Raw genomic sequence first — 20,360 nt, forward strand, 5'->3', positions numbered from 1 at the left:
TTCGCGGGACGTCCGGGCAGTGGAATCCGGCTGTCCGTCGAACGGTGGACACGCTGGTTTCCCGTGGAACCACGACGGCCTCTGTTGACAAGTTGTCTAACATGACAAGATGTCTCACAAGCAGGTGACGGCCAGTGACGGAGTTCGCCTTTCGGTCCGGGTGAGCGGCAACCCGGACGGGCCCACGGTCGTGCTCGTGCACGGATATCCGGACAACAGCTCGATGTGGGACGGCGTCGCCGAAGAGCTGCGCCGCGACCACCGCGTGGTCGTCTACGACGTGCGCGGCGCGGGCGAATCCGACAAACCGCGGGAGCGTCGGGCGTACCGGCTGGACCAGCTCGCCGACGACCTCGCCGCGGTGGTCGACGAGGTGCAGCCGTCCGGCAAGGTCCACCTCGTCGCGCACGACTGGGGTTCGATCCAGGCGTGGCACGCGGTCACCGGCGACCAGCTGCGCGGCCGGATCGCTTCGTACACCTCGCTTTCCGGGCCCAGCCTCGATCACGCCGGCGCGTGGTTCCGTGCCCAGCTGACCCGGCCGACGCCGCGTCGCCTCGGACACGCGCTTCGGCAGTTCCTGCACTCGTATTACATCGTCGCGTTCCAGGTGCCGCTGATCCCGGAACTGTTGTGGCGCACCGGAATCATGCGCACGATGATCCGGAAGCTGGAGCCCGCCGAAACGTCGCCCAAGACGTCGGACGGGGTGCACGGCCTGAAGCTGTACCGGGCGAACATGGGCCCGCGGCTGTCCCGCCCACGCCCGCGTCCGGCGGAAATCCCGGTGCAGGTGCTCGCGCCGACCGGCGATTCGTACGTCACCACGCCGCTGCAGACCGAGGTCGAGCGCTGGGTGCCGGATCTGCGTGTCCGGCGCGTGATCGGGTCGCACTGGATCACCCGGACCAAGCCGGAAGTGGTTGCTGCCGCGGCAGCTGAGCTGATCGCGTCGGTGGAAATCGGCGAGGAAACGCGGGCGCTGCGGCGGGCGCGGGTCGGCGGCGGCAGCGGTCGCTTCGCGCACCACCTCGTCGTCGTGACCGGTGCGGGCAGCGGGATCGGGCGGGAGACCGCGCTGGCGTTCGCGGCCGAGGGTGCCGACGTGGTCGTCAGCGACATCAACGGCGATTCAGCTGCGGAAACGGCGAAACTGGTGCGAGAGCGCGGAGTCGACGCCGGTGAGTACACAGTGGACTCTTCGGACGGCGAGGCGGTCGCCCGGTTCGCCGCGCAGGTGCGGGACGAGTTCGGCGTGCCGGACATCGTGGTGAACAACGCCGGGATCGGCATGTCCGGCCCGTTCCTCGACACGACGATCGAGGACTGGGAGAAGGTCGTGGACGTCAACCTGTGGGGCGTGATCCACGGGTGCCGCGCGTTCGCGCCGATGATGAAGGAACGCGCTGAAGGCGGGCAGATCGTCAACCTCGCTTCTGCCGCGGCATACCTGCCGTCGAAGATCCTCACCGCTTACGGCACCACGAAGGCCGCGGTGCTCGCGTTGAGCAATGGCTTGCGCGCGGAGTTGGCGTCCGAGGGAATTGGCGTTACCGCGGTTTGCCCGGGATTGGTGAACACCAACATCACCAAGACCACTAAGTTCGTCGGCGTGGACGAGGTCGAGGAGAAGCGGCGCCAGAAGGAATCGTCGAAGCTCTACGCCCGGCGCAATTTCGGTCCGGAACGAGTGGCGCGCGACATTCTGCGTGCGGTGGAGAAAAACGTCGCGATCCAACCGTCCACTCCGGAAGCGAAGGTCGCGCTGGTCCTTTCGCGGCTGACGCCAGGTTTGCTGCGCGCGGCGGCGAAACTGGACGTCACGCCGTGAGCCGTCCGCGCCGGATGACCGCGCAGGCCCGGCGGGACGATCTGATCGCGGCCGCGCTGGATTTGTTCGGCAGCCGGGCCCCGGAATTGGTCACGGTGGACGACATCGTGGCGCGCGCCGAGGTGTCGCGGCCGTTGTTCTACCGGTATTTCCCGAGCCTGCGGGAACTGCAAATGCAGGCGTTGCGCACGGTCACCGACGGTTTGGTCGACCGGCTCGCGACGCTTGAGGAAGGCCCGCCGGAAGAACGGTTGCGCGCGGCCGTACGGGGACTGGTTGATGTCGCCGCGCATTACCGCGAAGGCTATGTCGCGTTGCTGCGCAGCGGTTCGGTCATCGCCACTTCGGAGACGGACGCGGCGATCGACGAGGTCCGCAACCGTGCCGTCGAGCTGATCCTGGAAGCGCTGCCGATCCCCGAACCGTCACCGTTGGTGCTGCTGACCCTGCGCTGCTGGACCGCGGTGGTCGAGGGCGCGTTGTTGTCGTGGCTTCAAGAAGGCACCGTCCCGCGCGAAACGCTGGACGGCTGGCTGGTCGACCAGCTCACCGCGATGCTCGCCGCCACCGACGCGCACGTCTGAAAAGCCGTGAAGGCCCCCTTGGAAGCAAGGAGGCCTTCACGGACTTGGCTCAGATCTGGGTGACGCTGTCCCAGCCGTCGACCTCGGACGGCGTGCGCGGGCCGGGGCCGACGTACTTCGCCGACGGACGGACCAGGCGGCCGGTCTGCTTCTGCTCCAGGATGTGCGCCGCCCAGCCGGCGGTGCGCGCGGAGGAGAACATCGCGGGCATCATGTGCGGCGGCACCTTCGCGAAGTCCAGGATCACCGCGGCCCAGAACTCGACGTTCGTTTCGATCGGGTGGTCCGGACGGCGTTCGCGCAGCTCGGCCAGCGCGGCCTGCTCCAGCGCGGCGGCCACCTCGTAGCGCTCCGCGCCCAGTTCCTTGCAGGTCCGGCGCAGCACGCGGGCACGCGGGTCCTCCGCGCGGTACACGCGGTGGCCGAAGCCCATCAGCCGCTCCTTGCGGTCGAGGATGCCCTTGACCAGCGCGCGGGCGTCACCCGTGCGCTCGACCTCCTCGATCATCGGCAGCACGCGCGCCGGGGCGCCGCCGTGCAGCGGGCCGGACATCGCGCCGATCGCGCCGGACAGCGCCGCCGCGACGTCCGCCCCGGTGGAGGCGATGACGCGCGCGGTGAAGGTGGAGGCGTTGAGGCCGTGCTCGGCGGCGGAAACCCAGTACGCGTCGACCGCCTTGACGTGCGCCGGGTCCGGCTCGCCGCGCCAGCGGATCATGAACCGCTCGGTGATCGACTTGGCCTCGTCGACCCGCGACTGCGGCACCGCGGGCTGTCCGATGCCGCGCGCGGACTGCGCGACGTAGGACAGCGCCATCACCGAAGCGCGGGCGAGCTGGTCGCGCGCCTCTTCGTCGGTGATGTCGAGCAGCGGCCGGTAACCCCAGATCGGGGCGAGCATGGCGAGCGCGGCCTGGACGTCGACGCGGACGTCGCCGGTGTGTACCGGAAGCGGGAACGGCTCGGCGGGCGGAAGCCCGGTCCCGAACCGCCCGTCGACCAGGAGACCCCATACGTCGCCGAAGGTCACCTTCCCGGCGAGGTCCTCGATGTCGACGCCGCGGTAGCGCAGCGCACCGCCGTCCCGGTCGGGTTCGGCGATTTCGGTCCGAAACGCGACGACGCCCTCGAGCCCGGGCCGGAACCCGTCGTCGGCGTCGTTCGTGGTGCTGATCGTGGAGGTAGTCACTCTTCGCGAACCCTTTCGATGCGCATTCCCCGGCTGTGTTGTGCACGCGCGGACGGGATACACGCTGGCTCCTTGCGCGCCTCATCGCACGGTGGGACAAACCATGCTCCCTTTGCCCGGCCGGGGCAACGGAAGATGTCGTGGTTTCGGTCACGATTACGAGAACGATTCAGTCCAGGTGAGCGCTGGACGCCACTTTCTCCCGTCCGGTGAGGTGACCGCAGACTGGTACCCCGGTGGCGCGGAGGTGAACCCCGGCTTGCGGAGGCGGGCGGAGGTCACTCTCGGTGAGCGGGACGGGCGCCCTGCGTGCTCCGAAGTGGCAGGCCGCGCGCCGGGGTGAAATTGCGGAATCCTCGCCGCGGCGTTTCCGGCTTGTCCGAATTCTTTTCTGGTTCGGCGGACAACCGCGGTCCACGCCGCGTAAACACTGTGTTGCCGAATCAGGCGGAGCGGTCGCTCCGGTGGTAGACCTTTGCCATGCACCTGAGCCCGCAGGAACGCGACAAACTGCTGGTCCACGTCGCGGCGGACGTTGCTCGCAAACGGCTCGAACGCGGTCTTCGGCTCAATTATCCCGAAGCCGTCGCGCTCATCACCGATTACGTCGTGGAGGGTGCTCGCGACGGACGCACGGTCAGCGAACTGGCGGCGGGCGGGCGCGCCGTGCTGACCCGGGCGCAAGTCCTCGACGGGGTGCCGGAAATGGTCGATTCCGTGCAGGTGGAAGCCACGTTCCCGGACGGCACCAAGCTCGTCACGGTGCACGAACCGATTGCTTGAGGAGGAATTCGTGCGGCCAGGCGAGATCATTCCCGGCGACGAGCCGGTGCCGCTGAATCCGGGGCGCGCCCGGATCCGGCTGCGCGTGCGCAATCTCGGCGACCGGCCCGTGCAGGTCGGATCGCACTATCACTTCGCCGCGGTCAATCCCGGCCTGGAATTCGACCGCGAAGCCGCCCGCGGGCACCGGCTCGACGTGCCCGCCGGGACCTCGGTGCGGTTCGAGCCGGGCATCGACCGCGAGGTCGACCTGGTTCCGCTCAGCGGAAACCGGCGGGTGCCGGGGCTGCGGGCCGAATACGCCGGGGAGTTCTGATGCCGGAGATCGACCGCGTCCGCTACGCCGAACTGTTCGGCCCGACCGCGGGGGACCGGATCCGGCTCGCGGACACCGATCTGCTGATCGAGGTGACCGAGGACCGGTCGATCGGTCCCGGCGGCAGCGGCGACGAGGTGCTTTTCGGCGGCGGGAAGGTGATCCGCGAGTCGATGGGCCAGGGCATGGCGACCCGCGCCGAGGGAGCGCCGGACCTGGTGATCACCGGCGCGGTGATCCTCGACCACTGGGGCGTGGTGAAGGCCGACGTCGGCGTCCGCGACGGGCGCGTCGTCGGCATCGGCAAGGCGGGTAATCCGGACACTATGGACGGTGTCGATCCGGCACTGGTGATCGGCCCGGCGACGGAAGTGCTGGCGGGCAACGGGAAAATCCTCACCGCCGGTGGCATCGACTGTCACGTGCATTTCGTCTGCCCGCAGCTGGTGGACACCGCGCTCGCGGCCGGACTGACCACTTTGGTCGGCGGAGGAACCGGGCCGAACGAGGGCACCAAGGCGACCACGGTGACTCCCGGTGCCTGGAATCTCGGACGGATGCTGTCCGCAATGGACGGACAGCCGGTGAACGTGTTGCTGCTGGGCAAGGGAAACACCGTCCGGCAGGAAGCTCTGCGCGAACAGCTGGCGGCCGGAGCGGGCGGGTTCAAGCTGCACGAGGATTGGGGTTCGACGCCGGCCGCGATCGACGCCTGTCTCACGGTCGCGGACGAATCCGGCGTGCAGGTCGCGATCCACACGGACACGCTCAACGAGGCCGGGTTTCTGGAGTCCACGGTGGAGGCGATCGGCGGCCGGTCGATCAACGCCTACCACACCGAGGGGGCAGGCGGCGGACACGCGCCGGACATCATCGAGGTGTCCGGAATGGCGAACTTCCTTCCCTCGTCGACGAATCCGACCCGACCGCACACCGTCAACACTCTCGACGAGCACCTCGACATGCTGATGGTGTGCCATCACCTGAACCCGTCGGTGCCCGAGGATCTCGCGTTCGCGGAAAGCCGGATCCGGCCGAGCACGATCGCCGCCGAGGACGTGCTGCACGATCTGGGCGCGATCTCGATGATGAGTTCCGATTCGCAGGCGATGGGGCGGATCGGCGAGGTGATCATCCGGACCTGGCAGACCGCGCACGTGATGAAGGGTCGCCGCGGCGCGCTTCCCGGCGATGGTGCCGCGGACAACCTGCGCGCCCGTCGTTACGTCGCGAAGTACACGATCAACCCGGCGATCGCGCACGGAATGGACGCGGAGATCGGCTCGGTGGAGGTCGGCAAGCTCGCCGACCTGGTGCTGTGGGAACCGAAGTTCTTCGGCGTGCGCCCGCATGTGGTGTTGAAGGGCGGTTTCCCGGCGTGGGCGGCGATGGGGGACGCGAACGCTTCGATTCCCACGCCGCAACCGGTGCTCGCGCGGCCGATGTTCGGTTCCGCACCTGCGGTTGCGGCCGCGTCCAGTCTGCATTTCGTGGCTCCGGAAGCGCTGGATTCCGGTTTGGCGGAGCAATTCCGCATCGCCCGGCCGTTGGTGCCGGTCGCCAACACCCGCCGCCGGACGAAGGCCGACATGGTGCTGAACGACGCGACCCCGGAGGTGCGAGTGGATCCGGACAGCTTCGCGGTCCGCGTGGACGGGGAACTGATCGAACCGCATCCGGTGGCCGAATTGCCGATGGCACAACGGTATTTCCTGTTCTGATGGACCCGGTCGCTCTCATTCTCGCCGACTCCCGGTTCCCGGGCGGCGGGCACGTGCATTCCGGCGGCCTCGAAGAGGTGGCCGCACGCGGTCTCGTCCGGTCCGAACGCGACCTGCCCGGATTCCTTTTTGGACGGTTGCGTACCGCGGGATTTCTCGCCGCCGCGTTCGCCGCTGCCTCAGCGCACGCCGCGGCGCGGGCTGTCGAGAGTGTCCATTGGCGACGGCTCGATCAGGAACTCGACGCCCGCACGCCCTCGCTCGCGCAACGGGAAGCGTCGCGAGCGCAAGGCCGCGGCACCGCGCGAGCCGGACGTGCGGCGTGGCCGTCGCCAGTGCTGTCCCAGCTGCTCGCCGAGACGCCGCGCCCGCACCATCCGATCGTCAGCGGCGCGCTCGTCGGAATCAGCGGCGGCAGTCCGTTCGACGCGGCCATGGCGATCGCTTACCTCGCTGTGAGCGGCCCGGCGAGTGCGGCGGTTCGCCTGCTCGGGCTGGATCCGTTCGCCGTGAACGCGGTGGTCGCGCGGCTGGCCGGACCGTTGCGCGAAGTCAGCGGCCAGGCCGCCGAGACCGCCGGTGCCGATCCGGCCGATTTGCCCGCGCCAGCGTCGCCGGCGCTGGATCTGTTCGCCGAGGAACACGCTCGGCATCACCAGGAAGAGGTGCGTCTCTTTGCCAGCTGAACACGGTCACGGGCATTTCCACGCGGTCAACTTCGACCCGACCGCCGCCGAACCGGACCACTACGCCGCGGCGCCGACCGGCGGCCGGGCGTACCGGATCGGCATCGGCGGCCCGGTCGGCAGCGGCAAGACAGCACTCACCGCCGCACTGTGCCGCGCGCTCGGCGGAGAGCTGAATCTGGCCGTGGTCACCAACGACATCTACACGACCGAGGACGCCGACTTCCTGCGCCGGGCGGGCGTGCTGGACCCGGAGCGGATCGAAGCGGTGCAGACCGGCGCGTGCCCGCACACCGCGATCCGCGACGACATCACCGCGAACCTCGACGCAGTCGAACGGCTGGAGGAGAAGTTCCCGGGCCTGGAACTGGTCATCGTGGAAAGCGGCGGCGACAACCTCACCGCGGTGTTCAGCCGCGGCCTGGCCGACAGCCAGATCTTCGTGGTCGACGTCGCGGGCGGGGACAAGGTGCCGCGCAAGGGCGGCCCCGGCGTGACGACGGCCGACCTGCTGGTGATCAACAAAACCGACCTCGCCCCGCTGGTCGGCGCCGACCTGACCGTGATGACCTCCGACGCCCACCACATGCGCGGCGACCTCCCGGTGTTCACCCAGTCCCTAGTGGACACTCCGGACGCGCCCGCGGTGGCGGACTGGGTGCGCTCGCTGGTGCCGGTCCGGCAGGGGTGAAAGCCCACGCACGCCTGGTCGCCGCCTGCGACGACGGGCGGACGGTGCTGCGAGAACTGAAGTCGATGGCGCCGCTGACGCTCGTCCCGCGTCGCCAGCGCGGCCGCGGTGCGGTGGTGCACCTGGTCAACTCGGCCACCGCTCCGCTCGGCGGCGACGAACTGCGGCTCGAGATCCACGTCGGGGCGGGTGCGGAGCTGAAGCTGTCCGGCGTCGCGGCGACCCTCGCCCTGCCCGGTCTGCGCGACGTGCCCAGCTTGTCCACTGTGGAGGTCGTCGTCGAGCCCGGCGGTTCCTTCGCATACCTGCCGGAGCCGACCGTCGTCACCGCCCGCGCCGACCACGTCGCCGTGCTGCGCGCCGACCTGGCCTCCGACGCCCGGTTCCACACCCGCGAGGTCCTCGTCCTCGGCAGGGAAGGCGAACGTCCGGGCCGGTTGTCCTCCACAGTGCACGTGACCTGCGGCGGAGTTCCGGCACTCCGGCAGACGCAGACCGTCGGCGACGCCATTTTGGACGCGAGCCTCGCCGTGCTGGCCGGACATCGGGTGCTGGTGACGGAGATCGAGTTCGGCCGCGGATGCGGCCCGGCGGAGTCAGGCCCGTGGTGGTCGCGGACGCCGCTGGCCGCGGGCGGGATGCTGACCACTGCCCTGGCCCCCGACGTCGTGACGGCCACAGCTCTGGATCGATCCCGGACCAGCAGGTGAACAGCGGATGGCGGCCAGGCGTGGCAGGAGTCACCGTTCGGTGGGTTTCGCCGGGACCGGCGACCCAATACCGTCGCTGAATAGCCGTGATTCGACACCCTCACCAGGGGTAACGGAGGTTGGGCCGGATGACACCGGAGATCGACGAGGCGGTCGTGCGGCTGCCTGGCATGCGGGTGGCTTACGACAGCGCGCCGTTTGACGAGTCGGCGCTCGCGGCCACGTGGCATGACCAGCTGGAAAGCTGGCTGAGCCAGGCGGTGTCCGAAGCACTCGCGGAACCCAACGCGATGGTGCTCGCGACCGCCGACGCCGAGGGCAGGCCTTCTTCGCGCACGGTGCTGTGCAAGGGCTTCGACGAACGCGGAGTGGTTTTCTACACGAACTACACGTCGGCGAAGAGCCACGACCTCACGGCGACGCGCTACGCGTCGGCCACCTTCCCCTGGTACCCGCTGCACCGCCAGGTCACGGTCCGCGGCGAGGTCGAGAAGGTCAGCGCCGACGAGACGGCCGCCTACTGGGCCCAGCGCCCGCGCGGGTCGCAGCTGGGAGCGTGGGCGTCGCCGCAGTCGCGCGTGGTCGAGGGGCGGCGGGCGTTGGACAACGCGCTGCGCAATATCGAGCGCCGGTTCGGCGATGTCGAGCAGATCCCGGCTCCGCCGCATTGGGGTGGTTGGCGGATTCGGCCGGACTTTGTCGAGTTCTGGCAGGGGCGCGAGGATCGGATGCACGACCGGTTGCGGTTTCACCGGACTCATGACGGGTGGCATGTGGAGCGGTTGGCTCCTTGATCGTTGCTGCTCGTCGCCTGGCGGCGACATTGCGTCCGGCGGTGAGGCGGGGCACCCCGATTTTTCAGTGTGACTACGGCGCTGGGGTGCTTGTCAAGGCGGGAAAGATGCCTTGACAAGCACCCCAGCGCCGCGTTTTTGGCTTCGTATCGGGGGCGGGGGAGGTGTGGGTGCCTCGCTTTGGGTGCATCGGCTGCGGTTCGGTGGGTGGCGGGACCGTCGAGGGTCGTGAGGGGAACCCTGAGGGAATCTGATTCCCTCAGGGTGGCCCTCACGGACTTTCCCCAAGGGTGCGCGGGCCTCCGTGCGGGGAAAATCACCTGCGCCAGCTTCGTTAGCACAACTAAGCTGATAGCTCGTGACTTCAGAACCGGGGATACGCCCGCCCCGTACCGGGGCTCGCAAGCTCCTCGGCCGGATCGTTGTCGACACTCGTCCGCTCCGGATTCCGGCGTTTCGGCGGCTGTGGATGTCCACCGCGGTGACCGCGGTCGGGTCGCAGCTCACCGCGGTCGCGGTGCCGAAGCAGGTTTTCGATATCACCGGATCGTCCGGGTACGTCGGGCTGACCGGTGCGGTCGCGCTCGTTCCGTTGCTCGTGTTCGGGCTGTGGGGCGGGGCGATCGCGGACGCGGTCGACCGGCGGAAGCTGCTGCTCGTCACCAACGTCGGCGTCGCGATCACCTCCGCGCTGCTGTGGCTCCAGGCCTTCACCGGGATGCATTCGGTGTGGCTCGTGCTCGGGCTGCTCGCCGCGAACCAGGCGTTTTTCGCGATCAACATGCCCACGCGCGGCGCGGTCGTCGCGCGGCTGGTGCCCGCTCCGCTCCTGCCGTCGGCGAACGCGCTCAACACCACCATGGCCACGTTCGGCGCGGTGTTCGGGCCGCTGTTCGGCGGGGCGCTGATCCCGGTGATCGGACTGTCCACTTTGTACTTGGTGGACGTCTGCGCGCTGGCGATCACGCTGATCGCGGTGTGGCGGCTGCCCTCGATCCCGCCGCTCGGCGAGGGGACGCGCCGGGCGGGGATCGGCTCGGTCGTCGACGGATTCCGTTACCTGGCGCACCAAAAAGTGCTGCTGGCGTCGTTCGTCGTCGACATTATCGCGATGGTCGCCGGCATGCCGCGCGCGTTGATCCCGGAGATGGCCGAGCGGACGTTCGGCGATCCGCCCGGCGGCGGTCCGGCGCTCGGCATGCTCTACGCCGCGCTGCCCGCGGGCGCGATGCTGATCGGGTTGTTCTCCGGCTGGCTGCACCGGGTGCAGCGGCAGGGCGCGGCGGTCGTCATCGCGATCTGCTGCTGGGGTGCGGCGATGGCCGCGTTCGGGCTCGCGCATTCGCTGTGGCTGGCGGTGATCTTCATGGCGCTCGGCGGTGCGGCGGACATGGTCAGCTCGGTTTACCGGCAGGCGATCCTGCAGACCGCCACCACCGACGAGATGCGCGGACGGCTCCAGGGCGTCTTCACCGTGGTCGTCGCGGGCGGGCCGCGGATCGCCGACCTCACGCACGGCTGGTCCGCGGCGGCGTGGGGGACCAGGATCGCGGCGACCGGCGGCGGGCTGCTGGTGATCGTGCTGGTGGTGGCTTCGCTGGCTGTTCTGCCTGGGTTCTGGCGGTATCAGGCTCCGGTCGAAGAGGGCCACTGACAGTAGTGTTACTCCACCAAAACAACGCTGCGTAGCGCAGCTACTCCGATGAGGGCGGTGGTGGGGAGGAAGGTGGAGATAGCATGCCCGATATGCGTGCATATCCGATCGCTCTGCTGATCTCCGCCGCCGCTGTTCTGACCGCCTGCTCTTCTGGTGAGCAGAAGGCCGCCGCACCGACGCCGCCGCCCGCGAGCAAGGCGCCTGCCTCCTCGTCCGCGCCCGCCGCCAAGGCCGCCGACACCTGCTCCTTGCTGCCGTCCGACGACGTCTCCAAGGCGATCAAGATCCCGAACATCACCTCGAAGGCCGGGCCCGCCCACGACAATCCGAGCAACGGCGGCAAGGCCACGAGCTGCGAATACGTCGTCGAAGGCAAGACGGCAGGCGCGCTCGCGGTGACCCGCTACGAGGGCCGCAAGGCCAAGCCCGCCGACATGATCGCCGCGATCAAGAAGGCCAAGCCGGGCGCGGTCGACGTGCCGGGCTTCCCGGACGGCGCCGTTTTCTACACCGACGAGCAGAAGACCGCCACACTCGCCGCGGCCAAGGTGGCCAACGGGGTTCCGGTGCTGGTCAACTACACCGGACCGGTCAAGATGACCAAGGAAATGATGACCCCGCTCGTGCACACGGCGGTCGCCAAGGCCTGACGGCCGACTTCCCGTAAGCGTCCGGACAAGGCACACTAATCGCCCATGACGGACGTGAGCGAGGGCACATCCAAGGTCGCCGAACCGGCTTTGCTGCGGGTCATGGGCCCGAAGCTACTGCTGTTCTTCGTGGTCGGCGACATCATCGGCACCGGCGTGTACGCGCTGACCGGGCAGGTGGCCGGACGCGTCGGCGGCGCGTTGTGGCTGCCGTTCCTGCTGGCGTTCGTGGTCGCCTTCATGACCGCGTTCAGCTATCTCGAACTGGTCGGCAAGTATCCGCGCGCGGCGGGCGCGGCGCTGTACACGAACAAGGCGTTCGGGGTGCCGTTCCTGACCTTCATGGTCGCGTTCGCGGTGATGTGCTCCGGGATCACGTCCGCGTCGTCGGCCGCGGTGGCGTTCGGCGCGACCTATCTCGCGGCGTTCGTGAAACTGCCGACGGTGCTGGTCGGCATCGCGTTCGTGCTCCTGCTGGCGTTGATCAATTTCCGCGGCGTCGGCGAATCGGTGAAGGCCAACGTCGTCCTCACCTGCATCGAATTGTCCGGGCTGTTGATCATCATCGGCGTCGGCGTGTGGGCGGTGCTGAACGGGAACGGCGAACCGTCGCGGCTGGTCGAGATCGACACCGCGGACAAGACGTGGCTGGTCGCCATCTCCTCGGCGACGTCGCTCGCGTTCTTCGCGATGGTGGGCTTCGAGGACTCGGTGAACATGGCCGAGGAATGCCATGACCCGGTGCGGATTTTCCCGCGCGCGATGCTGTGGGGCATGGTCATCGCCGCGACGATCTACGTCCTCGTCTCGGTGACGTCCTCGCTGCTGGTGCCGGCCGCGGAACTGGCTGGCGCGAAGAGCGACGCGCTGCTGAGGGTGCTCGACATTGGTGCACCGGGCTTCCCGCGGGAGATCTTCTCCGCCATCGGCCTGTTCGCGGTGATCAATTCCGCCTTGATCAACATGCTGATGGCCAGCCGTCTGCTGTACGGCCTGGCGAACGAACGCGTCCTGCCGCCGGTGTTCGGCCGCGTGCACCCGACTCGCCGGACGCCGTGGGTGTCGATCATTTTCACCAGCGTCATCGCCATCGGTCTGGTGTCCTTTGTGGACATCAGTGCGCTCGGCGGGACGACCGCGTTGCTGTTGCTGGTCGTGTTCGCCATCGTCAACATCGCGCTTTTGGTGCTGCGCAAGGACAAGGTGGCGCACAAGCATTTCCGCGCGCCGACGGTCGTGCCGGTGCTGGCCGCGGTGTTCTGCCTGTACCTGGTCAGCCCGCTGTCCGGCCGCCCGGCGCAGGATTACCAGGTGGCCGGCATCCTGCTTGCCGTCGGCCTCGTGTTGTGGGTGGTGAACCTCCTGGTGAAGCGGGCGCTCAGTGGTGCGTCATCGCGGCCTGGAGCCACCAGGCGCTGAACCCGGCGATCTTCGCGTCGACCACCAGCGGACGCTCGAGCCCGGCGGCGACCCGCGTCGCGACCTCGTCGAGGTCTTCCTTGGCGCGGACGGTGACCGCGTCGCAGCCGTAACCGCGCGCGATGGCGGCGATGTCGGTGTCCGGGAAGGTGACGGTGTCGGCCGGATGTCCGCCGGGCTCGAAGAAATACACCTCGGCGCCGTAGGCGTGGTCGTTGTAGATGACGATGAGCATCGGCAGCTTCAGTCGTACGACGGTTTCCAGTTCGGCGATGCTCATCAGGAAACCGCCGTCACCGCACGCTGCGACCGGGAAGCGGTCCGGCTGGGCGAGTGCTGCGCCGATCGCGGTGGCGAGTCCGAGGCCGATCGACTGGAACGCCTGGGTGAAGCAGAAACCGTTCTCGTCCGGGACGTCCAGGTACATCGTGGGGTAGCCCATGAAGTTCCCGGAATCGACACCGACGACCCGGTTGGCCGGAATGAGTTCGTCCAGCGCGGCGGACAGCGTCCGCGGGTCGATGACCTCAGCGGTCCCGGCGTCGTCGTGTTCGTTGTCGCGCCAACGGATTTCCCGGGCGATCCGGTCCTTGAGCTCGTCACTGCGGTATCCATTGTGGACTTCGACCTGTTCGGACACCGCCGCGGCGGTACCGGCGACATCGCCGACGATGCCGAGGTTGACCGGCCGATTCCGGCCCAGCGCGGCGGACTCCAGATCGACCTGCACCAACGTGGTTTCCGGGGAGAGCAGCCGCCCGTGCGCCGTCGTCCAGTCATTGAGCGCGGATCCCCAGCCGACGACGACGTCCGCGCCCTGGATCAGCTCGGTGGTCAGCGGCGACGAAAACCCGCCGGACACCCCGATCGACCACGGTTCGCCAGTGAACAGTCCTTTCGCGACCGCACCCTCGGCAAGCAACGCTCCGCAACGGTCTGCCAGCGCGACCAGTTCGGCCCGGGCTTTCCGGGAACCCCGTCCACAAAGGAATACTGGACGCTCGGCTCGCTGCAGGAGCGAAGCGAGCGCCTTCACGTCCTGCTCAGCGGCGCGTGGTTGCGGCAGTGCCTCGATCGCGGTCAGTCCATCGAGGAGGCCTTCATCGAACGGCTCGGCCTGCACTTCCAACGGAAGTCGCAAAAGGACAGTCCGCCGATCGCGCCGAGCTTGCGTGAACGCTCGTCGCACATCGGCCAGCGCGGTTTTCGCTGACCGCACCAAAATGCTGCTCGCCCCAACGGACCGAGCGAGCGCGTCCTGGTCGATATGGAAGTTCGACAGCGGATCGGTCGCTTCGCCGGTGACGATGACCAGCGGGGTCCGGCTCTTCGCCGCCTCGCCGATCCCGGTGGTCGCGTTGCCCAGCCCGCAGCCCTGGTGCACCGATACCGCCGCGACCTCGCCGCTGCACCGCGCGTAGGCGTCGGCCATCGTGGTCGCGCCGCACTCGTGCCGAGCGGCGACGAACTCGGCACCACCCTGGATCAGACCGTTGGTGAAGTGGAAATTCCCGCTCCCCACCACGCCGAACGCCTTGCGGACGCCGAACCGGGCCAACGCGATTCCGACGGCTTGGGCAACGTTCACGATTCAACTCCCGGCGTTACCGCGAGCACGCGCGCCGGACTGCCGGTCCCGCCGACGATCGGCAGCGGGCAGACCACGACGAGCGCGCCGGTCGGCGGCAGCGAGCCGAGATTCTGCAGGGAAGTGATGCCGTACTTGTCCGCGCCGAGCAAATGGTGGTGCGCGGGCATCGGCGGGTCGAGCGCGAAGCCGTTCCCGGCGTCGATGCCGACAGTTTCCACGCCGTACCCGGCGATCGGCGTTTCCTCGGCAAGCCATTTCGCCGCGGCGGCCGAGATGCCGGGCGTGTGGCTGGCCCCGTCGGAGAAGTTGAGGAACGCGTCGCGGTCTTGGGCGTATTGATCCCATCCGGAGTGCACGAGCAGCCAGCCGCCCTCGCGCAACGGTCCGTGCTCAGCCTCCCAAGCCTGGATGTCGGCGATCTCCAGCAGGAAGTCCGGATTGCCGGCGACGCGCGCGGAGATGTCGAGGACGTGCGCGGGGCCGATCAGCCTGCTGACCGGCAGCTCCGAAACGTCCGCGCCGTCGCGGTTGGAGATCCAGTGCCGCGGCGCGTCGAGGTGCGTGCCGATGTGCTCGCCGGTGTGGATGTTGTTGTGCCGCCACAGCGGTCCGGAATCGTCGAACTCGCTGACGGACTCGAGGCTGAAGTCGATCAGGTTCGCGAACGGTTCGGGCAACTGCAGGGTCGGCGTGGCGGCGCTGAGCTTGTTGGTGAGGTCGACGATCCGCAGCCGGCCCTGCGCGAGCTGGGTCAGGAGCTGGTCGACCCCGGTTTCGGCGGGGGTGCTCATCGGTGCGTCCTCTCGGTCGCGGGGCGCGCTATTGCGGATCCTTGACGGTCGTTGACAGCGCGGAAGGCCATATCTACAGTACCGGTTTCAGCAGCACTGACGGAATAGCTGCCAGAGATCAGTCAGAGTGAACGCGGAGCCCCGACCAGGGCGTCTGGAGCCAGACGGAGCATCGACGCACGGTGCTCGCGCCGTTACGGTGGCGAACGGACCGGTCGCCCGCCAGTCAAGGAACGGAGTGTCGTGACCGACCAGCCCAGCCCAGCCGCTTTCCGGGCGCATTTCCCCGCCTTCGCCGACTCGGTGCACCTCGCGAGCTGCAGCCAGGGCGCGCTGTCGGACGCGCTGACCGCGGAGCTTTTCGAGTTCCAGCACACGATCCGCGAGCACGGGGCGCCGTGGGACAAGTGGATGGCGAAGGTCGCCGAGGCGCGGGCCTTGTTCGCCCAGCTGATCGGCGCGGACCCGGACGACATCGCCGTGGTGCCGTCCGCGTCCGAAGGCGCGTACCAGGTCGCGTCCACCCAGGCGTGGTCGGAACAGCCGGGAATTGTCACGACCGACCTCGAATTCCCTTCGCTGGGCCATGTTTGGCTCGCTCAGCAGGGGCGCGGCGCGGACGTTCAGTTCGTCGCGCACCACGACGGGCTGGTCGACACCGAGGATTACGCCGCGCTCATCACCGAGCGGACGCGACTGGTGTCCGTTCCGTTGGTCAGCTACGCCAACGGTTTGCGTTTCCCGGTGCGCGAAGTCGCCGCGCTGGCCCGGGAAAACGGCGCGCGGAGCTTTGTCGACGCGTATCAGGGGCTCGGCGTCGAGCCGGTCGACGTGACCGAACTCGGCTGCGACTACCTCGTCAGCGGCAGTCTGAAATACCTGCTCGGCATCTCCGGGATCGCGTTCCTCTACGTCCGGCCAGGCTTGCGCGACGCGGTTTCCCCGCCGCTGACCGGCTGGTTCGGCCGCACGAACCCGTTCGAATTCGACCCGCGGCACCTCGACTACCCCGAGCACGCGCGCCGCTTCGAGACCGGGACGCCGTCGATCCCGTCCGCGTACGGCGCGGTCGCCGGGCTGAAGCTGGTGCACCAGGTGGACGCGCACCGGGTCCGTGACCACATTGGACTGTTGACCGGGCAGCTGCAGCAGCGGTTGCTCGACGCTGGGGAACAGCTCCGGTCCCCGCTGGACGACGCGCGGCGCGGTCCGCTCGTCGCCTTGGCGGACCGGGATCCCGACGCGCTGGCGGCGTTCCTCGCCGGGCGGCGGATCGTGTGCAGTGCCCGCGGCGACGTGCTGCGGATGTCCTTGCACTACTACAACGTCGAGTCCGACCTCGACGCCGTCGTCGCGGCGATCGCCGAGTACCGGGCGAGCCAGTAGGGAGCAGACATGGCCGAGTCCCCGTCCCCGAACCGGTTGCAGCGGAGGCTGCGCAGCAGGCAGTTGACGATGATCGGAATCGGCGGGGCCATCGGCACCGGCCTGTTCCTCGGATCGAGCCTGGCGATCTCGCACGCGGGACCGGCCGTGGTGCTCGCCTACGTCCTTTGTGGACTGGTCGCGCTGGCGATTTCCTGGGCGCTGGCGGAAATGGTGGTGGTGCACCCGGCCGCGGGCGCGTTCGGCAGCATCGCGCACAAGTATCTCGGCGCGGGCAGCGGATTCGTGGTGCGCTGGGCGTATTGGGCGATGCAAGTGATCGCGATCGGCGGCGAGACGATCGCGGCCGGCGTGTACGTCCAGTTCTGGTGGCCGCAGATTCCGCTGTGGGTTCCGGTCGCGGTGTTCTCGCTGCTGGTGATCGTCGTCAACGGCGCGGCGGTGCACATTTTCGGCGAGTTCGAGTACTGGTTCGCGATGATCAAGGTGTGCGCGATCCTCGTGTTCGTCGCACTCGGTCTGATTCTCGTCTTCTTCGGCCTGCCGAAGGCGCCCGCGCCCGGTATCGCGAATCTCAGCGCGGGCGGCGGATTCCTGCCGAACGGCGTGTCCGGACTGTTGCTGGCCATGGTGTTCGTGCTGTTCAGCTACATCGGCACCGAGGTGGTTTCGGTGACCGCGGCCGAATCGGAAAACCCGACTCGCGACATTCCGCGCGCGGCCCGGGCCATGGTGGTGCGGCTGGCGATCTTCTACGTCGCCGCGATGCTCATCGTCGTGCTGGTGGTGCCGTGGACGGTCACCGGCGAAGGCGGGTCCATTACGGCCAGCCCGTTTGTCCGCGTCTTCCAGGCTGCCGGCGTTCCGGCGGCGGCAACGATCATGAACTTCGTGGTCCTGACCGCCGCTTTGTCGAGCGCGAACACCAACCTTTATCTCACCACGCGCATGCTGCATTCCCTTGCCGAGCACCGATTCGCCCCGGCCTGGGCCGGACGGCTGACGCGTTCTGGAGTGCCGCGCAACGCACTCGTGCTGTCTACCGCAGGACTGGTGATCGCGACCATCCTGTCCAAGAATTCCGATTCCAACGCGTATCTCGTGCTGTTCGGCATTTCGATCTTCGCCGCGCTCGTGGTGTGGATGATCATTCTGGTGACGCACCTGGCGTTCCGGATCCGCCGTCGCCGCGCCGGGCTGCCGCCGTCGCCAGTGCGATTGTGGGGTGCGCCGGTGGTGAACGTCGTGGTGATCGCTTTCCTTGCCACCGTACTGATTTCGACGTTCTGGATCGAAGGGCTTGACCCGGCGTGGAAGTTCGGGATCCCGTTCTTCGTCCTGCTCGTGGTGGCCTACCTGGTGCTGCGAATGACCGGACGGACGAAGCAAGCCGCGGAAGTGGAATTGGAAGATTCGACGCTGGTACGCGAGAAAGCCTGATCACGGGGCGAGGTGGGCGGCGAGTTCGTCGGCCGCCTTCCGCGCCTGTTCGGCAAAATTCGGGCCATCGGGCTGTTCGGTCCATCGCTCGAACGCGGTTTGAAAGATCGCGATACCGACCTGCGCGAGCATCTTCGCGCTCGATTCGGTCGCCCCGCGTTCCTGCAGTGCTTCGACGACCGCGGTGGTGACAGCCGCGAGTTTCGTCCGCTCGCGTTCCTGCAGCTCCGGGCTGGACGCGACGATCGCCCGGCGTTGCGCGGCATGCGAAACCAGGCCCGCGAACAAATCGCCAGCGTCGACCATCGCGGCCAATACCGCCTGGAACGGCGGCAGGGCAGGGTCGGCGCGTCGGACCGCGTCGGCCATCGCGGCCGGGAGTCGCTCCGACCCGGCGAACAGCACGTCGCGCTTGTCGGCGAAGTAGCGCGAGAACGTCCGGCGGGTCAGCCCGGCGCGCTCGGTGATCTGCGTGACCGTGGCGTTGTCGTAGCCGTGCTCGGCGAACAGCTCCAGCGCGGCCGCGCGGAGCCGCTCCTTGGCTTCGGGATCCCAGCGCGGCATGCAGCCATCTTAGCAGTGATGACACAGTGGGTCATCACTGCTACTGTTGATGTCTCACTGAGTCATCACGCTCCGGAAGGAACCCTCATGTCTTTGCTTGACCAGCGGGTTGTCGTCATCGGCGGCAGCTCGGGAATGGGATTGGCGACCGCTCAGGCCGCCGCGGAAGCGGGCGCGGCCGTCACGATCGCGGCGAGCGGCAAGGAACGGCTGGACGCGGCGCTCGCCGAATTGCCGGATACCTGCGAAGGATTCGTCACCGACGTACGCGACGAAGCGAACGTCGCGGCTCTGTTCGAGCACGTCGGCTCGCTGGACCATCTCGTGTACACCGCGGGTGACACGCTGGATCAACGGCCTTGGACAGAGCTGCCTCTCGAGACCGTGCAGAGCCTGTTTTACGTCCGTTTCTGGGGTGTCGTCAGTGCGGTGAAGCACGCCGCGCCGCGGATCCGCCCGGGCGGTTCGATCGTGCTGACGTCCGGGATCATCGGCGTCCGCCCGACACCCGGTGCGGCGCTCGCGGCCGGTTCCGTCGGCGCGGTCGAGGGGCTGGCGCGCGGCCTCGCCGTCGACCTGGCCCCGGTGCGGGTCAACACGGTCCGCCCGGGGCCGGTCCACACGCCGATGTGGGACGGCCTTCCGCAACCGCAGTTGGACGCGATGGTCGCCGCGTTCACGGAACGAACGCTGACCAAATCGGTCGGCGAGGCGGAGCAGGTCGCGGCGACCAACGTGTACCTGATGGAGAACCGTTTCGTCACCGGTGCGGTGATCACCGTCGACGGAGGGTTCGTGCTTACTGGAAGCTGACCTGATCTCCTGGCTTGAGCAGATGCAGCCGCTCTTCGAGCCCGGCCTGCGCGAAAGCCGGTCGGAGAGTGTCCGGGCCCTGGGTGAAATGCGCCCAATGCTCGAAGTGCAGCGGGACGACCTGACGCGCGTTCAGGATCCGGGCCGCCTCAGCCGCGTCGTCGCTGGGCAGCGTGAGGTACGCGTCGCCGACCAGCGGAGTTTGCGCTCCGCCCGCGAACAGGACGGCGATGTCGATCCGCTCGAAGCGCTCGGCGATCTGCCGCACCACGTCGAGGGAAGCGTTGTCCCCGCTGACGTAAACGGTCGGCTGGCCCTCGCTTTCGAGCACGAAACCGGTGACCTCGCCGACGAGATGCTCGCTGCCGTCGGGCCCGTGCTGCGCGGGCACTCCGGTGACGCGGACGCCGCCGAGGTCGTACGACTCCCAGTTCGCCAGCGCCCGAACGGGGTCGCCGATTCGTTCCCTCGCCGAGGCGGTGGACAGGACGAGCGGGGCGGCGAGGGCGTACTCCCGCCCCGCCGCGTCCAGGTTGTCCGGGTGGTGGTCGTGCGAAAGCAGCACCGCGGCCACCTCGCCGACCTCCGCCGCGGTGACCGCGGGACCAGCGGTTTTCGCCAGCTTCCGGGCACCGATCGGGTAATCGCCGGGGCCGTCGAAGGTCGGATCGGTGAGCAGGCGGGTCCCGCCGTACTCGATGAGGGCGGTCGGGCCGCCGACGTACCGGATGCGCGTCATGCGGG

The 20,360-nt window shown here is 68.5% G+C and carries 20 protein-coding genes; 15 read left to right on the forward strand and 5 right to left on the reverse strand.

Going from position 1 to position 20,360, the window contains the following annotated elements; all coding sequences use genetic code 11:
• The first annotated feature begins 124 nt into the window (after positions 1 to 124).
• Positions 125 to 1,831 carry an SDR family oxidoreductase gene (locus FKO37_RS07670; protein ID WP_134729489.1) on the forward strand — a complete coding sequence of 569 codons (1,707 nt, stop codon included), beginning with the start codon at positions 125 to 127 and terminating at the stop codon, positions 1,829 to 1,831.
• A gap of 14 nt (positions 1,832 to 1,845) precedes the next feature.
• Positions 1,846 to 2,415: a TetR/AcrR family transcriptional regulator gene (locus FKO37_RS07675; protein ID WP_037819941.1), complete on the forward strand. Its 570-nt coding sequence runs from the start codon at positions 1,846 to 1,848 to the stop codon at positions 2,413 to 2,415.
• Between the two features lie 49 nt (positions 2,416 to 2,464).
• Here FKO37_RS07675 and FKO37_RS07680 read toward each other — a convergent pair whose 3' ends face one another.
• Entirely contained in the window at positions 2,465 to 3,604 is a 1,140-nt protein-coding gene (locus FKO37_RS07680) for a citrate synthase 2 (protein ID WP_037819940.1), read from the reverse strand.
• Between the two features lie 480 nt (positions 3,605 to 4,084).
• On the opposite strand from FKO37_RS07680, the gene FKO37_RS07685 reads away from it, so the two are divergent.
• The 10 genes from FKO37_RS07685 to FKO37_RS07730 all read left to right on the forward strand — a co-directional run bounded on the left by FKO37_RS07685 (position 4,085) and on the right by FKO37_RS07730 (position 13,031).
• Positions 4,085 to 4,387 carry an urease subunit gamma gene (locus FKO37_RS07685; RefSeq protein ID WP_134729449.1) on the forward strand — a complete coding sequence of 101 codons (303 nt, stop codon included), beginning with the start codon at positions 4,085 to 4,087 and terminating at the stop codon, positions 4,385 to 4,387.
• A gap of 10 nt (positions 4,388 to 4,397) precedes the next feature.
• Entirely contained in the window at positions 4,398 to 4,703 is a 306-nt protein-coding gene (locus FKO37_RS07690) for an urease subunit beta (RefSeq protein WP_037819934.1), read from the forward strand.
• Positions 4,703 to 6,424 carry an urease subunit alpha gene (locus FKO37_RS07695; protein ID WP_238604080.1) on the forward strand — a complete coding sequence of 574 codons (1,722 nt, stop codon included), beginning with the start codon at positions 4,703 to 4,705 and terminating at the stop codon, positions 6,422 to 6,424. The genes FKO37_RS07690 and FKO37_RS07695 overlap by 1 nt, the downstream gene beginning before the upstream one ends.
• Positions 6,424 to 7,110, forward strand: a complete 687-nt coding sequence (locus FKO37_RS07700; protein ID WP_134729443.1) for an urease accessory protein UreF — start codon at positions 6,424 to 6,426, stop codon at positions 7,108 to 7,110. The genes FKO37_RS07695 and FKO37_RS07700 overlap by 1 nt, the downstream gene beginning before the upstream one ends.
• Complete coding sequence (gene ureG, locus FKO37_RS07705; protein ID WP_238604081.1) at positions 7,100 to 7,801, forward strand: urease accessory protein UreG; 702 nt, start codon at positions 7,100 to 7,102, stop codon at positions 7,799 to 7,801. Before FKO37_RS07700 ends, ureG begins: the two co-directional genes overlap by 11 nt.
• Complete coding sequence (locus FKO37_RS07710) at positions 7,798 to 8,511, forward strand: urease accessory protein UreD (RefSeq protein WP_134729441.1); 714 nt, start codon at positions 7,798 to 7,800, stop codon at positions 8,509 to 8,511. Before ureG ends, FKO37_RS07710 begins: the two co-directional genes overlap by 4 nt.
• A 128-nt stretch (positions 8,512 to 8,639) precedes the next feature.
• On the forward strand, positions 8,640 to 9,305 hold the full coding sequence (pdxH, locus tag FKO37_RS07715; RefSeq protein WP_037819929.1) for a pyridoxamine 5'-phosphate oxidase: 666 nt from the start codon (positions 8,640 to 8,642) through the stop codon (positions 9,303 to 9,305).
• A 358-nt stretch (positions 9,306 to 9,663) separates the two neighbouring features.
• A complete protein-coding gene (locus FKO37_RS07720) occupies positions 9,664 to 10,959 on the forward strand; it encodes an MFS transporter (protein ID WP_255443303.1) in 1,296 nt (431 codons plus the stop codon).
• A gap of 92 nt (positions 10,960 to 11,051) precedes the next feature.
• Positions 11,052 to 11,612, forward strand: a complete 561-nt coding sequence (locus FKO37_RS07725) for a DUF3558 family protein (protein ID WP_238604082.1) — start codon at positions 11,052 to 11,054, stop codon at positions 11,610 to 11,612.
• Positions 11,613 to 11,657: 45 nt separating this feature from the next.
• On the forward strand, positions 11,658 to 13,031 hold the full coding sequence (locus tag FKO37_RS07730; RefSeq protein ID WP_134665377.1) for an APC family permease: 1,374 nt from the start codon (positions 11,658 to 11,660) through the stop codon (positions 13,029 to 13,031).
• Here FKO37_RS07730 and FKO37_RS07735 read toward each other — a convergent pair.
• Positions 12,991 to 14,619: a thiamine pyrophosphate-binding protein gene (locus FKO37_RS07735; protein ID WP_238604083.1), complete on the reverse strand. Its 1,629-nt coding sequence runs from the start codon at positions 14,617 to 14,619 to the stop codon at positions 12,991 to 12,993. The genes FKO37_RS07730 and FKO37_RS07735 overlap by 41 nt on opposite strands.
• Positions 14,616 to 15,413: a cyclase family protein gene (locus tag FKO37_RS07740; protein ID WP_238604084.1), complete on the reverse strand. Its 798-nt coding sequence runs from the start codon at positions 15,411 to 15,413 to the stop codon at positions 14,616 to 14,618. Before FKO37_RS07740 ends, FKO37_RS07735 begins: the two co-directional genes overlap by 4 nt.
• A 243-nt stretch (positions 15,414 to 15,656) precedes the next feature.
• Here FKO37_RS07740 and FKO37_RS07745 point away from each other — a divergent pair, with 243 nt between their 5' ends.
• On the forward strand, positions 15,657 to 16,799 hold the full coding sequence (locus FKO37_RS07745) for an aminotransferase class V-fold PLP-dependent enzyme (RefSeq protein ID WP_238604085.1): 1,143 nt from the start codon (positions 15,657 to 15,659) through the stop codon (positions 16,797 to 16,799).
• A gap of 9 nt (positions 16,800 to 16,808) precedes the next feature.
• Positions 16,809 to 18,239, forward strand: coding sequence for an amino acid permease (locus tag FKO37_RS07750; protein ID WP_238604086.1), 1,431 nt, complete (start codon positions 16,809 to 16,811; stop codon positions 18,237 to 18,239).
• On the opposite strand, the gene FKO37_RS07755 is transcribed toward FKO37_RS07750, so the two are convergent.
• On the reverse strand, positions 18,240 to 18,803 hold the full coding sequence (locus tag FKO37_RS07755) for a TetR family transcriptional regulator (protein ID WP_238604087.1): 564 nt from the start codon (positions 18,801 to 18,803) through the stop codon (positions 18,240 to 18,242).
• 87 nt (positions 18,804 to 18,890) lie between these two features.
• Between FKO37_RS07755 and FKO37_RS07760 the strand changes: the two genes are divergently transcribed.
• On the forward strand, positions 18,891 to 19,616 hold the full coding sequence (locus tag FKO37_RS07760; RefSeq protein ID WP_238604088.1) for an SDR family oxidoreductase: 726 nt from the start codon (positions 18,891 to 18,893) through the stop codon (positions 19,614 to 19,616).
• Here FKO37_RS07760 and FKO37_RS07765 read toward each other — a convergent pair.
• Entirely contained in the window at positions 19,603 to 20,355 is a 753-nt protein-coding gene (locus FKO37_RS07765) for an MBL fold metallo-hydrolase (protein ID WP_238604089.1), read from the reverse strand. The two genes, FKO37_RS07760 and FKO37_RS07765, sit on opposite strands and share 14 nt — an antisense overlap.
• Between the last annotated feature and the right edge of the window lie 5 nt (positions 20,356 to 20,360).

This window comes from Amycolatopsis sp. Poz14 (genome assembly GCF_006704225.1).
In the GTDB taxonomy this organism is placed as follows: Bacteria; Actinomycetota; Actinomycetes; order Mycobacteriales; family Pseudonocardiaceae; genus Amycolatopsis; species Amycolatopsis nivea.

Excerpts from the sequence above, each read along its gene's own strand:
- FKO37_RS07675 (WP_037819941.1), top strand. The coding sequence starts at position 1,846 with ATGACCGCGCAGGCCCGGCGGGACGATCTGATCGCGGCCGCGCTGGAT.
- FKO37_RS07685 (WP_134729449.1), top strand. The coding sequence starts at position 4,085 with ATGCACCTGAGCCCGCAGGAACGCGACAAACTGCTGGTCCACGTCGCG.
- FKO37_RS07695 (WP_238604080.1), top strand. The coding sequence starts at position 4,703 with ATGCCGGAGATCGACCGCGTCCGCTACGCCGAACTGTTCGGCCCGACC.
- FKO37_RS07700 (WP_134729443.1), top strand. The coding sequence starts at position 6,424 with ATGGACCCGGTCGCTCTCATTCTCGCCGACTCCCGGTTCCCGGGCGGC.
- pdxH (WP_037819929.1), top strand. The coding sequence starts at position 8,640 with ATGACACCGGAGATCGACGAGGCGGTCGTGCGGCTGCCTGGCATGCGG.
- FKO37_RS07725 (WP_238604082.1), top strand. The coding sequence starts at position 11,052 with ATGCGTGCATATCCGATCGCTCTGCTGATCTCCGCCGCCGCTGTTCTG.
- FKO37_RS07730 (WP_134665377.1), top strand. The coding sequence starts at position 11,658 with ATGACGGACGTGAGCGAGGGCACATCCAAGGTCGCCGAACCGGCTTTG.
- FKO37_RS07740 (WP_238604084.1), bottom strand. The coding sequence starts at position 15,413 with ATGAGCACCCCCGCCGAAACCGGGGTCGACCAGCTCCTGACCCAGCTC.
- FKO37_RS07750 (WP_238604086.1), top strand. The coding sequence starts at position 16,809 with ATGGCCGAGTCCCCGTCCCCGAACCGGTTGCAGCGGAGGCTGCGCAGC.
- FKO37_RS07755 (WP_238604087.1), bottom strand. The coding sequence starts at position 18,803 with ATGCCGCGCTGGGATCCCGAAGCCAAGGAGCGGCTCCGCGCGGCCGCG.
- FKO37_RS07760 (WP_238604088.1), top strand. The coding sequence starts at position 18,891 with ATGTCTTTGCTTGACCAGCGGGTTGTCGTCATCGGCGGCAGCTCGGGA.
- FKO37_RS07765 (WP_238604089.1), bottom strand. The coding sequence starts at position 20,355 with ATGACGCGCATCCGGTACGTCGGCGGCCCGACCGCCCTCATCGAGTAC.